This window comes from Chimaeribacter sp. YP20170169 (assembly GCF_056739715.1).
Map to the genome: position 1 here is coordinate 3,520,384 of NZ_CP176824.1, position 13,014 is coordinate 3,533,397.

Below are 13,014 nucleotides of genomic sequence, written 5' to 3' on the forward strand. Positions count from 1 at the left end.
CGCTTATATGAGGCTTTACATTTTTATGTCAGGTTGGCGCAAACTTTACTACTCCCTTTTGAACTTACCGCTCAAATTGCTGGTAAGAAGCAAGGTGATACCTGCCGATCCGGTGACGGAACTCCGCCTGGATCCGACCCGGCCGGTACTTTACGTTTTACCCTATGATTCGAAGGCAGACCTTCTGACCCTGCGGCGGCAGTGCCTGGCGCAGAACCTGCCCGATCCATTAATTCCGCTGGAGATTGACGGCCACCACCTGCCGAGCCATGTGTTCATCGGCCAGGGGCCACGCTTCTTCCGCTATTACACCCCACAGGAGGAGTCGGTCAAGCTGTTCCACGACTACCTCGACCTGCACCGCAACAACCCACAGCTCGACATCCAGATGCTGCCAGTTTCGGTGATGTTCGGCCGCTCGCCGGGCCGCGAGGGGGATGGCCAGATGATGCCGCACCTGCGGCTGCTCAACGGCATCCAGAAGTTTTTCGCCGTGGTGTGGCTGGGGCGCGACAGCTTTGTGCGCTTCTCCAATACCGTCTCCCTGCGCTACATGGCGACCGAGCACGGCACCGACAAGACCATCGCGCAGAAGCTGGCGCGCGTCGCGCGGATGCACTTCGCCCGCCAGCGGCTGGCCGCCGTTGGCCCGCGCCTGCCAGCCCGTCAGGATCTGTTCAACAAGCTGCTGGCCTCCAAGGCGATTGAGAAGGCAGTGGAAGATGAGGCGCGCAGCAAGAAGATCTCCCATGACAAGGCGCGGCAGAACGCCATCGCCCTGATGGAGGAGATTGCCGCGGACTTCTCCTACGAGACGGTGCGCCTCTCCGACCGTATCCTGAGCTGGACGTGGAACCGCCTCTACCAAGGCATCAACGTCAGCAACGCCGATCGCGTGCGCCAGCTGGCGCAGGATGGACAGGAGATCGTCTACGTGCCCTGCCACCGCAGCCACATGGACTACCTGCTGCTCTCCTACGTGCTCTACCATCAGGGGCTGGTGCCGCCGCACATCGCGGCTGGCATCAACCTGAACTTCTGGCCAGCCGGCCCGATCTTCCGCCGACTGGGCGCGTTCTTCATCCGCCGCACCTTCAAGGGCAACAAGCTCTACTCCACGGTGTTCCGTGAGTATCTGGGCGAACTCTTTACGCGCGGCTATTCGGTGGAGTACTTCGTCGAGGGCGGGCGCTCGCGCACTGGCCGCCTGCTGGAGCCGAAAACCGGCACGCTGGCGATGACCATTCAGGCGATGCTGCGCGGCGGCACCCGCCCGATCACCCTCGTGCCGATCTACATCGGCTATGAGCATGTGATGGAGGTGGGCACCTACGCCAAGGAGCTGCGTGGCGCGACCAAAGAGAAAGAGGGCTTTTTGCAGATGCTGCGCGGGCTGCGCAAGCTGCGTAACCTCGGCGAGGGCTATGTGAACTTCGGCGAGCCGCTGCACCTCACCAGCTACCTTAACCAGCACGTGCCGGCCTGGCGTGACGCCATCGATCCGATCGAAGCGCAGCGCCCAAGCTGGCTGACGCCGACGGTGCAGGATCTGGCGGACAAGATCATGGTGCGCATCAACAATGCCGCCGCGGCCAATGCCATGAACCTCTGCTCCACCGCCCTGCTCGCCTCGCGCCAGCGCTCGTTGACCCGTGAACAACTGCTGGAGCAGCTCGACTGCTACCTGCAACTGCTGCGCAACGTGCCCTACGCTGGCGACGTGACAGTGCCTGACCAGACGCCAGCTGGCCTGCTGGATCACGCCCTGAACATGAACAAGTTCGAGGTGGAGAAGGACAACATCGGTGACATCATCATCCTGCCGCGTGAGCAGGCGGTGCTGATGACCTACTACCGCAACAACATCCACCACCTGCTGGTGCTGCCGTCGCTGATTGCCAGCATCGTGATGCACCACCGCCGCGTCAGCCACGCGGAGCTGCTGCGCCAGATTGACCTCATCTACCCGATGCTGAAGGCCGAGCTGTTCCTGCACATCACCAAAGAGGAGCTGCCGACGGTGCTGGCGACGCTGAGTGATGAGCTGGCGCGCCAGAAGCTGATTATCGACATCGACGGCGAGCTATCCATCAACCCGACCCGCATCCGTCCGCTGCAACTGCTGGCGGCTGGCGTGCGCGAGACGCTGCAACGCTACGCCATCACCTTCTCACTGCTGAGCGCCAACCCGAGCATCAGCCGTGGCGCGCTGGAGAAGGAGAGCCGCAGCATGGCCCAGCGCCTGTCGGTGCTGCACGGCATCAACGCGCCGGAGTTCTTTGACAAGGCGGTCTTCTCGACGCTGGTCGGCACGTTGCGCGCCGAGGGCTACATCAATGATGTGGGTGATGCCATCCAGGAGCACACCCTGTCGGTCTATAACATGCTAAGCGATTTGATGACGCCGGAAGTGCGCCTGACCATTGAGAGCGTGATGACCCCAGCGGACGCACTGGGCGCGGTGGAGCCGACGCCTGTGGCTGACCCGGAGGCGAACTGATCGCCGGGTAGCGCCACGTTTCAGGCAACAAAAAGGGCACAGCTTGCTGTGCCCTTTTTTTATGGTTACGCGCCCGCGTTCAGGCTAGACGTAACTGAGGAAGATGCCGAGGAACAGCACCATGCCGACGTAGTTATTGTTCAGGAAGGCACGGAAGCAGGGATCGCGCTCACGCTTGGCAATGGTGCGCTGCTGGCGCACAAACAGCGCCCCGGCCGCCGCCAGCGACAGGTAGTAGATGCCGCCCAGCTGCGCCAGCAGGCCAACGGCCACCAGCAGCGCCAGCGTCGCCAGTTGTAGCAGGCCGATGATGCGCGTGTCCCAGCTGCCAAACAGGATGGCGGTTGATTTGATGCCAATCTTCAGGTCATCGTCGCGATCCACCATCGCATACTGGGTGTCGTAGGCCACCGTCCAGCAGAGGTTGGCGATGAACAGCAGCCAGCAGGTGAGCGGCAGCGTTTCGCCCACGGCGGAGAAGGCCATCGGGATCGCCCAGCCGAACGCCGCGCCCAGCACCACCTGTGGCAGGTGGGTGTAGCGCTTCATGAAGGGGTAGCTCCAGGCCAGCGCCAGCGCCACCAGCGACAGCGCGATGGTCATCAGGTTAAGCGTCAGCACCAGCCCAAAGGAGATCAGCACCAGCGCCAGAAACAGCGCCTTGGCCTGCCCGGTGGTGACCTGCCCGCTCGGCAGCGGCCGCCCGGCGGTACGCTTGACGTGGCCGTCAAACTTGCGGTCGGCATAGTCATTCACCACGCAGCCCGCGGCGCGCATAAAGAACACGCCGAGCGCGAACACCAGCACGATGTCCAACGGCGGCAGGCCGCCAGCCGCCAGCCACAGCGCCCACAGGGTCGGCCACAGCAGCAACAGCGATCCGATCGGTTTATCAATGCGCATCAGGCGGCAGTACGCGCGCCATCTGCTCTGGGTCAAACTTGCCTCCACCTATCTCTCCCCCACATCATTTGGTTGCGGCGCGCGGTAGATGGGCGCGTCCGCAAGAAAAAGCTCCGTCAGCAACAGCGGCTTGCCCGACAGGCGCAGGCGTGAACGCCTGGCCCAGCGCAGCGCCGGCGTGGCGACGGTCGCAAAATGGATATAGTCACGGCTTAGCTCTGCCCCGCCAAACAGGTAGCGCCCCAGCGGCATGGTGCCGAGGTCTACCAGCGCACGATCCGGGCCGGTCAGCGTCTCCTCCGGGATCAGCGTGCGTCCCAGCAGCCACGGCACGCCGTCGCCCAGCAGCACGATCTCGCGCAGCCAGTAGCGCGGGCTGTCTGGCAGCGCCTCCGCCTCCTCCGGCCGCAATTCAGCGCGGCAGATAAATCCCTCGTTGACCGGCTGCACCGTCACCTGGCGGCAGAACTGCTCAAAGCGGCGGGTCATCGACCCCATCTCATTCAGCCAGTCGGCAATCTGCGGCGGCACGGCGTCGTGCGGCCCGAGCCAGCGCAGGGAAGCAGGGATAGTGGGCAAATCAGGCATGGGGTTCCGTTACGGGGTCAGAGGGTGACAAGGCGCTATTGTAGCGCAGAATGGCCGGGGGGGAATGGGTGTGTTAACAACCCGCTAACGAGTTTGAGATAACTGGCGGGCATTGGGGGAGAAAGGCCGGCCACAGCGGGGAAAAAAGGGTGCGCCGGGGCGCACCAATCTTCCAGCCATCACCGGCGACGTGGGGAGTTACCCCTTGCCTTTCACGCTGCCGATAAATGTTTGACGCGCGGTTTTCGAGCCGAGGCGCTCCGCTTCATCCAACAGTTTGAGGGCCTTATCAATGTCGCCGGCTTGCACCGCGCGGCGAATGGCCTGATTGAAGTAGGTTTCTGTGTCATCCAACACGGGCGCAGCCGGTTTGGCCGGGGCCGGTGCCGCCGGGGCGGGCTGTGCCGGGGCGGCGGCTGGGGCCGGGGCGCTGCCAATCACCGCGGCAGGCGCGGCGGCTGTCGGCTGGCCAATCATGATGTTGCCGGACTGCTGTTCGGCGCTGATCTTGATCTTCAGCGTGCCGCGATCGCTGTGGCGCGCCACCGGGTCAGGGATGTCTGGCACTGCGTTACCGACGCCCGCGGCATAGGCCTTGGCCGGGGCGATCAGCGTGGTGCTGCGCGCCAGATCCTGCCGGGTGGTATAGACCAGCAGGTAGATCTGCCGCTGGCCCAGTGCCGGGGTCAGCTTCATGGTGCCCTCCAGCCGGTCACTGGCGATCACGCCCGGCTGGTGATAGGGGAAGTAGCTGCTGGGGTAGAAGGCCGCCGGGCGCATCTGCTCATCCAGCACCAGCACGTTTGGCGCGTAGACGGAGTTGTCCTCCACCACGCTGGTCAGGCGGATCTCCAGCGAGCCGCGATCGGCAGGCAGTGCAAAGGCCGCCACGCTGCCCTGCACGTCGCCCTCATTAAGGCGCGTGCCACCGAGCGTCACGCTCTGGTTGGCCGGTGGCACCAGCGGTGTCCAGGGGAGGCGCTGGAGTGCGGCGCTGGAGAGGCTTGGCGCGGTCGCGACGTCATGGGAGACGGCAACCGGCTCAGAAGAGGTCAGGGAGACGGCGTGTGCCGCCATCGGTGCCAGCACCCCAAAACTCAGGGCGAGGCTGAGGGAAAGCAGTGTCTTTTTCATTGTTATACCCTTTTTATCGAGCAGGAGCGCCGGCGTCAGGCAGGCAATGCACTGCGCCGGCTAATCTCAAAATCCATAACGCGGATGGCCGCCGGGTTGCCCGGCGGCGTCAGGCTTTACCACCAGATCTCCATCTGCGCGCCGAAGGTGATCTCATCATCATCCCCACGGCTGAAGGTGGTCAGGCCGGTGTCACGCGCTGCCACGCCCGCGTCATCGTAGCCCCACTTCTCATCCCACTTGGCGTAGGTGGCGAACACGCGGATCGCCGGACGCGACCAGATGCTGTTGCCCGCCTGCCACTGTTGGGCCAGGGTGATCTTGTACTGGCTGTTGTGGTCGCCGGTTTCCTGCGACTTGACGTTGTCGTAACCGGCCTCAAGCAGGGTGCTCATGATCGGCGTCCATTTGTACATCGGACGGATACCCACGGTGTACCAGGTGGTGCCGTTGTTGTTGTCGCGGTCGACATCTTGGTACATGGCGACGTACATCAAGTCCCACTTCTCGGCCAGGGTAATCGCACCGTGGTCCAGCAGGCGGATCATGTGGCCATCGTTGTTCACCAGCCCACCCTGCGAGCGGCCGGCGTTCTGGTTGTTGGTGCTCATGCCATCGGTCGCGTACTGCACCACCAGTTTGTTGAAGCCATCCATGTAGCTCTGGACGTGCTCGGCGGTGAACAGGAAGCCATCTTTGCTGGCGTTGTCATCCAGTGAGTAGCCGTCACGCGCGTTGGCACGGCCATAGTCCACGCCCAGCTCCAGGGTGCCGCCGGGGTTGATCGCCAGCCCGGCCAGACGCACGTCGAACACGTCGTTGGAGGTGTCCACCTCGTCGCGCTGGTCATTGATGTAGCCAATGGAGCCGCCGCTCTCGGTGTTGCGGGTCGCTGCCAGCGAGAGTTTGCCGAAGCCAAGGTCAACGTCTTCCAGACCTGCGCCGGGGCCGGAGATGTCCCAGTAGTAGAAGTCGATCATGTGGACGTCATGGCGCTGGTAGAAGCGCTTACCGGCCCAGATGGTGGCGCCCGGCAGGGCATCAATCAGGTTTTTGCCCTTGATGTTGGCCTCACGGAAGGCCGGGTCGGTCGCTTCCCAGTCATTCTGCTGGGAGACGGAGTAGGCGACGTTGGTGTCAAAGTAGAAACTCTTGTCGCCCTCTTTCCACACTTCCTGCCCCAGTTTCAGCTCGGCATAGGTTTCACACTCGTTACCCAGACGGTATTTGCTCTGGGCGCCGGTGGCCTGGAAACACTGCTGTTCGCCGCCGCTGCCGGTCCAGCCGATGCCGGAACGGGCGTAGCCGGTAAAGTCCACCGCCGCGGCCTGGGTGGACATCACGCCGGCTGCCACCGCCAGTGCCAGAGGTACAATGCGCAGAGTAGTCATCCTCAAAATCTCCTGTTATGGATTTGCCTGATGGCATGTGCGTGCTTTAAACGCCTGGCTCGTCATGCAGCCGTTGGCATGCCGAGCCATCTTCACGGAACAGATGACAGCGATGCGGCGGCAGGCCGATGGCGAATGTTGCACCTTCTTCTACCAGCACTACATCATTCTGGCGGTAGACCAGGTTCTGACGCAGGGCCGGGATTTGGATATGGATCTGAGTTTCGTTGCCGAGCTGCTCCACCACCTGCACCTTGCCCTCGAGCGTGACCTCGGACTGGTCACAGGGGAGCAGGTGCTCCGGGCGGATGCCCAGCGAGAGATTGCTGCCGGGCTGGACGTCGCGCCCCGCCACCGGTAGCCACACCTGCTGGCGGTTGGGCAGTTCCACCTGTACCCGCTCCGTCTCGGCGGCAATCGCCTTGACCGGCAGGAAGTTCATCTTCGGCGAGCCGATGAAGCCAGCGACAAAGCGGTTGGCCGGGTAGTGGTAGAGCGCCAGCGGTTTGCCCACCTGCGCCACGCGGCCGGCGTCCAGCACCACGATTTTGTCGGCCAGCGTCATCGCCTCCACCTGATCGTGGGTGACGTAGATCATGGTGCGTTTCAGGCGCTTATGCAGGCGGGAGATCTCAATGCGCATCTGCACCCGCAGCGCGGCGTCAAGGTTCGAGAGCGGCTCGTCGAGCAAGAAGACGTCCGGCTCCGCCACCAGCGTGCGGCCGATGGCGACGCGCTGGCGCTGGCCGCCGGAGAGCGCCTTGGGCCGCCGGTCGAGCAGGTGCGCCAGCTGCAAAATCTCTGACACCTGATTGACGCGCTGGTGAATCAGCGCCTTTTTCGCGCCCGCCAGCTTCAGGCCGAACGACATGTTGTCCGCCACCGACAGGTGCGGGTAGAGGGCGTAGGACTGGAACACCATGCCAATGCCGCGCTCCGCCGGGGGCACCTCGTTCATCCGCTTCTCGCCGATCAGCAGGTCGCCGGAGGTGATCCCCTCCAGCCCGGCGATCATCCGCAGCAGGGTGGACTTGCCACAGCCGGATGGCCCGACGAATACCACAAACTCGCCATCCTCAATCTCCAGGTTGATGTCCTTGGAGATGACGGCCTCGCCGTAAGCCTTGTGTACGTGCCGCAGCGTAACGCCCGCCATGCCGGACTCCTTTCTGCCATTAATCGGTGCAGTGAATAGTTGGAGCACAGGATGCGACTTTGATGGTATTCGGTAATCATCCGTAACAAGGTTTTTCATGGGGGAGGAGCCGGGAGGACGGGGGCAGATCGCGGCGTGGCGAAAGTTCCCGGCGAAAAGCAAATTCGTGATCGCCCTTACAAAAATCGTCGGCTGATTTTGTGCCTGATCCCACATAACCCGCTGAAATGTTATGGCGATCACAGAAAGCCTGCGGGGGGCGTAGAGGGGGGGAGGATGAGGCCAGTTCGGGTTGTGACTGACTATGGCGACGTTGAAAGTACTCCCTATGGCCGCGCCCGCTTGCTGGCTGCCTGCGCTGCTGCCTTCAGTCACGGATAACAGGACAGGATTATGACTCGCACACATCATCGCTCTAGCGTCACCCGCTTTACCCGCACCCTGGCGCTCTCCGCCCTGGCTACCCTGGTGCTGTCCGCGCCGGCGCTGGCCAAGATTGAGGAGGGCAAGCTGGTCATCTGGATCAATGGCGACAAGGGTTACAACGGGCTGGCGGAGGTGGGCAAACGCTTCGAAAAAGACACCGGCATCCAGGTCAGCGTGGAGCACCCGGACAAGCTGGAGGAGAAGTATCCGCAGGTGGCGGCCACCGGCGACGGCCCGGACATCATCTTCTGGGCGCATGACCGCTTTGGCGGCTACGCGCAGTCCGGCCTGCTGGCGGAGATCAACCCGTCACAGGCGACGCAGGACAAGATCTTCCCCTTCACTTGGGACGCGGTAAAATTTGACGGCAAGATCATCGGCTACCCGGTGGCCGTCGAGGCGCTGTCGCTGATCTATAACAAAGATCTGGTGCCAAACCCGCCGAAGACCTGGGAGGAGATCCCGGCGCTGGACAAGCAGCTGCGCGCCAAGGGCAAGAGCGCCATCATGTGGAACCTGCAAGAGCCCTACTTCACCTGGCCCATCATCGCCGCTGACGGCGGCTACGCCTTCAAACTGGAGAACGGCAAGTACAACGTGAAGGATGTCGGCGTGAACAATGCCGGTTCGCAGGCTGGCCTGCAATTCATCGTCGATCTGGTGAAGAACAAGCACATCAACGCCGACACTGACTTCTCCATTGCCGAGGCGGCCTTCAACAAGGGCGAGACGGCGATGACCATCAATGGCCCGTGGGCGTGGGGCAACATTGAGCAAAGCAAGATCAACTATGGCGTCACCCTGCTGCCGACCTTCAAGGGCAAGCCCTCCAAGCCGTTTGTCGGCGTGCTGACCGCTGGCATCAACGCCGCCAGCCCGAATAAGGAGCTGGCGACCGAGTTCCTGGAGAACTACCTGCTGACCGACGAGGGGCTGGCCGCGGTGAACAAGGACAAGCCGCTTGGTGCGGTGGCGCTGAAGTCCTACCAGCAGCAGCTGGAGAAAGACCCGAAGATCGCCGCCACCATGCAGAACTCGCAGAACGGCGAGATCATGCCGAACATCCCGCAGATGAGCGCCTTCTGGTACGCCGAGCGCAGCGCGGTGATCAACGCCCTCTCCGGCCGCCAGAGCGTGAAACAGGCGCTGGATGACGTGCAGTCCCGCCTCACCAAGTAACGCCCTGCCCCGCCGCCCACGGAGGGCGGCGGGTGCGCGCCGCTGCCCTCTTTTTGCCCACCGCAAGGAACATCGCTATGCCGTTGACCCGTACCGATCGCGCCGACCGTAATACCACCGCCTGGTGGCAGAGCGATCCGCTGAAATGGTTGGTTATTGGCCTGTTCTCTCTGTTCACCGCCTATCTGGTGGTGCTGATGTATGCACAGGGCGAATACCTGTTCGCCATTGTCACGCTGGTGCTGTTGAGCGCCGGACTCTATATTTTCGCCAACCGCCGCGCCTACGCCTGGCGCTACGTCTACCCCGGCCTGGCGGGAATGGGGCTGTTCGTGCTCTTCCCGCTGGTCGCCACCATCGCCATCGCCTTTACCAACTACAGCAGCACCAACCAGCTCACCTTTGAGCGGGCGCAGTCGGTGCTGATGCAGCGGCAGTACCAGGCCGGCGACACCTATGGTTTCGCGCTCTACCCGGCTGGCAACCAGTGGCGGTTGCAGCTTACCCGCCCGGAGAACAATGAGCAGTGGATCTCCCAGCCCTTCAGTTTCGGCACCCTGCCGCCAGCGCTGGAGATGCAGGCCCAGCAGACGCCGCCCGAGGGAGAGAAGGCCACCCTGCGCGTGATCACCCAGAACCGGCAGGCGATGACGTCGCTGGTGGCACACCTGCCGACCGGCAGCGACCTGCGCATGAGTTCGCTGCGCCACTTCTCTGGCACCGCCCCGCTCTACACGCTGGCGGAGGATGGCACTACCCTGACCAACAACCAGACGCAAGTCACCTATCGCCCCAACCCTGACACCGGCTTCTATCAGGCGGTGGACGCCAGCGGCCAGTGGCAGGCGGAGCGGCTCAGCCCCGGCTTTACCGTGGGTATCGGCTGGAAAAACTTCAGCCGCGTGATTGAGGATAAGGGCATCCAGCAGCCATTCCTGTCGATCTTCCTCTGGACGGTGATCTTCTCGGTGCTGACGGTGATTTTGACCGTGGCGGTGGGTATGGTGCTGGCCTGCGTGGTGCAGTGGGAGGCGCTGCGCGGCAAGGCGCTCTACCGCGTGCTGTTGATCCTGCCCTATGCGGTGCCCTCGTTTATTTCGATCCTGATCTTCAAGGGGCTGTTCAACCAGAGCTTTGGCGAGATCAACCTGATGCTCGGCGCGCTGTTTGGCGTGAAGCCAGCGTGGTTCAGCGATCCGACCACCGCCAAGGCGATGGTGCTGATCGTCAACACCTGGCTCGGTTACCCCTACATGATGATCCTCTGCATGGGGCTGCTGAAGGCGATCCCGGACGATCTCTACGAGGCCTCGGCGATGGATGGCGCGACGCCGTTCCAGAACTTCTTCCGCATCACCCTGCCGCTGCTGATTAAGCCGCTGACGCCGCTGATGATCGCCAGTTTCGCCTTTAACTTTAACAACTTCGTGCTGATCCAGCTGCTGACCAACGGCGGGCCAGACCGGCTCGGCACCACCACGCCGGCCGGCTACACCGACCTGCTGGTGAGCTTCACCTACCGCATCGCCTTTGAGGGCGGTGGCGGGCAGGACTTCGGCCTGGCGGCGGCCATCGCCACCCTGATTTTCCTGTTGGTGGGCGCGCTGGCGATCCTCAACCTGAAAGCCACCAAGATGAACTTTGATTAAGGAGAGCGCCATGGGCATGGTTAAACCAAAATCGCAGCGTGTGCGCCTGCTGGTGACCCACCTGTTACTGATCGCCTTTATCGCGATGATTATGTTCCCGCTGCTGATGGTGGTGGCGATTTCGCTGCGGCCCGGCAACTTCGCCACCGGCAGCCTGATCCCGGATCAGGTCTCCTGGGATCACTGGCGGCTGGCGCTCGGCTTTAGCGTCACCCACGCCGACGGCAGCGTGACGCCGCCGCCCTTCCCGGTGCTGCTCTGGCTGTGGAACTCGGTGAAGATTGCGGTGATCACCGCCATTGGCATTGTGGCGCTCTCGACCACCTGCGCCTACGCCTTTGCGCGTATGCGTTTCCGTGGCAAGGGCAATCTGCTGCGCGGGATGCTGATCTTCCAGATGTTCCCGGCAGTGCTGTCGCTGGTGGCGCTCTACGCGCTGTTTGACCGCCTCGGCCAGTACCTGCCGTTCATTGGCCTCAACACCCACGGTGGGGTGATCTTCGCCTATCTGGGTGGGATCGCGCTGCATGTCTGGACGATCAAGGGGTACTTCGAGACGATCGATAACTCGCTGGAGGAGGCGGCGGCACTGGATGGCGCTACGCCGTGGCAGGCGTTCCGGCTGGTGCTGCTGCCGCTGTCGGTGCCAATTCTGGCGGTGGTGTTCATTCTGTCATTCATTGCCGCCATTACCGAAGTACCGGTGGCCTCCCTGCTGCTGCGCGACGTGAACAGCTACACGCTGGCGGTGGGGATGCAGCAGTACCTGAACCCGCAGAACTACCTGTGGGGTGACTTTGCTGCCTCCGCCGTGCTCTCCGCCATTCCCATCACTGCCATCTTCCTGCTGGCGCAGCGCTGGCTGATTGGCGGCCTGACCGCTGGCGGGGTGAAGGGCTGACATTTTTGCTGTGGCAGTATGATTCCCTGTGTCTTGGGCGGCCCTGGAGGCCGCCCTCTTTTTTTACTCGCGTTTCAGGCGGTCAGAGTTGGCGAGCCAGAGCGTCACCACCAGCACTAAAATGGCGGAGGAGTAGAGCAGCGTATCCACCGGGTTTTTGTGGTCGACGATAATCAGCCGCACAATGGCCGTGATGCCGATGTAGATGAAGTAGCGCAGCGGGAAGTGGTAGCCCGAGGAGAAGTACTTCACGATCAAGGCAATGAATTCAAAGTAGAGGAAGTAGATCACGATCCCTTCAATCAGCAGGTACGACGACGGCTCATCACCGTTCACAAACAGCACCAGCGTCAAGTGGTAGGTTTCCCGCCCCAAGAACAGCAGCAGGATCGCCCCCAGCCCCAGTAAAAACAGATTCAAAATCCGCTGCATGGTTTTCGCCACCACCATGCCACGTTGTGACGCAGCCATAAGATACTCTTTAGTAATGTAGATTGATTGCGCAGCATACCGAAGCGCAAGGAGCAGCAGCAAGAGGAGATAGAAAGGAAAAACGGCCCGACGGGGAGGGCCGTTGTTTGGCAGTCAGGCGTCGACTGGCTGGCACTCTTCAGGATGGGCAAGGATAGAGACGCGTTCAGCGATCATCGCTTCATTTTGCGAGGCGCGGATACGCAGGGCCAGGTTCCAGGCATTCAACTCTTTCGCATTGTCGACCAGACCCGACTCAGCGGCTATGCGGCCACAGCCCTCCAGCCAGGCCGCCACTTCAGCCCAATCCCACAGCGGTGACTGGCCTGAGATTCGCTGGATCGGGTTGGGAAAGTCCCCTCTTCCCCGATCGCCATCTTTCAGCATGGTAATGGCCTGACGTGACAAGTTGGAGAGCTGCGCAATATCACTCAGCCCCACCAGCGTGGAGTCGACCGACTCTACGCGCGCGCCAATACCGGCCCCTTCAATGTCCCGGATGGCGGACGCGATGGCGCGCTTCAGGGAGGGGGCGTCGCGCTCGAATTCCAAATAGATGGCCTTGCCATAATAGCTCAACAGCGCGTCATCGCAGCCAGCGGCAAAAAGCGCGTCTTCGTGGCCGGCTGTCTCAAGGGTGATCCCGGAAAGGGTCAGGGTGAAATTATAGAGTGCCATGCGGACTCCTTCTCTCCTGGGGTAAATAAGGCGGCGGA

General features: G+C 62.4%; 11 protein-coding genes. 4 read left to right on the forward strand and 7 right to left on the reverse strand.

The features are described 5' to 3' along the window. Nucleotides 1-25 precede the first annotated feature (25 nt). Nucleotides 26-2,500, forward strand: coding sequence for a glycerol-3-phosphate 1-O-acyltransferase PlsB (gene plsB / locus ACK3SD_RS16050; protein WP_481126137.1), 2,475 nt, complete (start codon nucleotides 26-28; stop codon nucleotides 2,498-2,500). Between the two features lie 84 nt (nucleotides 2,501-2,584). Here the strand turns inward: plsB and ubiA are convergent, their stop codons facing one another. The 5 genes from ubiA to malK all read right to left on the reverse strand — a co-directional run bounded on the left by ubiA (nucleotide 2,585) and on the right by malK (nucleotide 7,672). Beyond that, on the reverse strand, nucleotides 2,585-3,403 hold the full coding sequence (gene ubiA / locus ACK3SD_RS16055; protein WP_481127573.1) for a 4-hydroxybenzoate octaprenyltransferase: 819 nt from the start codon (nucleotides 3,401-3,403) through the stop codon (nucleotides 2,585-2,587). A gap of 48 nt (nucleotides 3,404-3,451) precedes the next feature. Continuing rightward, on the reverse strand, nucleotides 3,452-3,991 hold the full coding sequence (gene ubiC / locus ACK3SD_RS16060) for a chorismate lyase (RefSeq protein WP_481126138.1): 540 nt from the start codon (nucleotides 3,989-3,991) through the stop codon (nucleotides 3,452-3,454). A 198-nt stretch (nucleotides 3,992-4,189) separates the two neighbouring features. After that, entirely contained in the window at nucleotides 4,190-5,125 is a 936-nt protein-coding gene (malM, locus tag ACK3SD_RS16065) for a maltose operon protein MalM (RefSeq protein WP_481126139.1), read from the reverse strand. Nucleotides 5,126-5,241: 116 nt separating this feature from the next. Then, nucleotides 5,242-6,516, reverse strand: coding sequence for a maltoporin (locus tag ACK3SD_RS16070; RefSeq protein WP_481126140.1), 1,275 nt, complete (start codon nucleotides 6,514-6,516; stop codon nucleotides 5,242-5,244). 46 nt (nucleotides 6,517-6,562) lie between these two features. Then, on the reverse strand, nucleotides 6,563-7,672 hold the full coding sequence (malK, locus tag ACK3SD_RS16075) for a maltose/maltodextrin ABC transporter ATP-binding protein MalK (RefSeq protein ID WP_481126141.1): 1,110 nt from the start codon (nucleotides 7,670-7,672) through the stop codon (nucleotides 6,563-6,565). A 393-nt stretch (nucleotides 7,673-8,065) separates the two neighbouring features. On the opposite strand from malK, the gene malE reads away from it, so the two are divergent. The 3 genes from malE to malG all read left to right on the forward strand — a co-directional run bounded on the left by malE (nucleotide 8,066) and on the right by malG (nucleotide 11,827). Further along, on the forward strand, nucleotides 8,066-9,277 hold the full coding sequence (gene malE, locus ACK3SD_RS16080) for a maltose/maltodextrin ABC transporter substrate-binding protein MalE (RefSeq protein ID WP_481126142.1): 1,212 nt from the start codon (nucleotides 8,066-8,068) through the stop codon (nucleotides 9,275-9,277). A gap of 77 nt (nucleotides 9,278-9,354) precedes the next feature. Next, entirely contained in the window at nucleotides 9,355-10,926 is a 1,572-nt protein-coding gene (gene malF / locus ACK3SD_RS16085; protein ID WP_481126143.1) for a maltose ABC transporter permease MalF, read from the forward strand. A gap of 10 nt (nucleotides 10,927-10,936) precedes the next feature. Then, on the forward strand, nucleotides 10,937-11,827 hold the full coding sequence (gene malG / locus ACK3SD_RS16090) for a maltose ABC transporter permease MalG (RefSeq protein WP_137764549.1): 891 nt from the start codon (nucleotides 10,937-10,939) through the stop codon (nucleotides 11,825-11,827). Between the two features lie 63 nt (nucleotides 11,828-11,890). On the opposite strand, the gene psiE is transcribed toward malG, so the two are convergent. After that, the gene (gene psiE, locus ACK3SD_RS16095; RefSeq protein ID WP_481126144.1) at nucleotides 11,891-12,298 is read right to left on the reverse strand and encodes a phosphate-starvation-inducible protein PsiE; all 408 of its coding nucleotides are present in this window, start codon (nucleotides 12,296-12,298) and stop codon (nucleotides 11,891-11,893) included. A 114-nt stretch (nucleotides 12,299-12,412) separates the two neighbouring features. Next, the gene (locus tag ACK3SD_RS16100; protein WP_481126145.1) at nucleotides 12,413-12,976 is read right to left on the reverse strand and encodes a helix-turn-helix transcriptional regulator; all 564 of its coding nucleotides are present in this window, start codon (nucleotides 12,974-12,976) and stop codon (nucleotides 12,413-12,415) included. Nucleotides 12,977-13,014 lie beyond the last annotated feature (38 nt).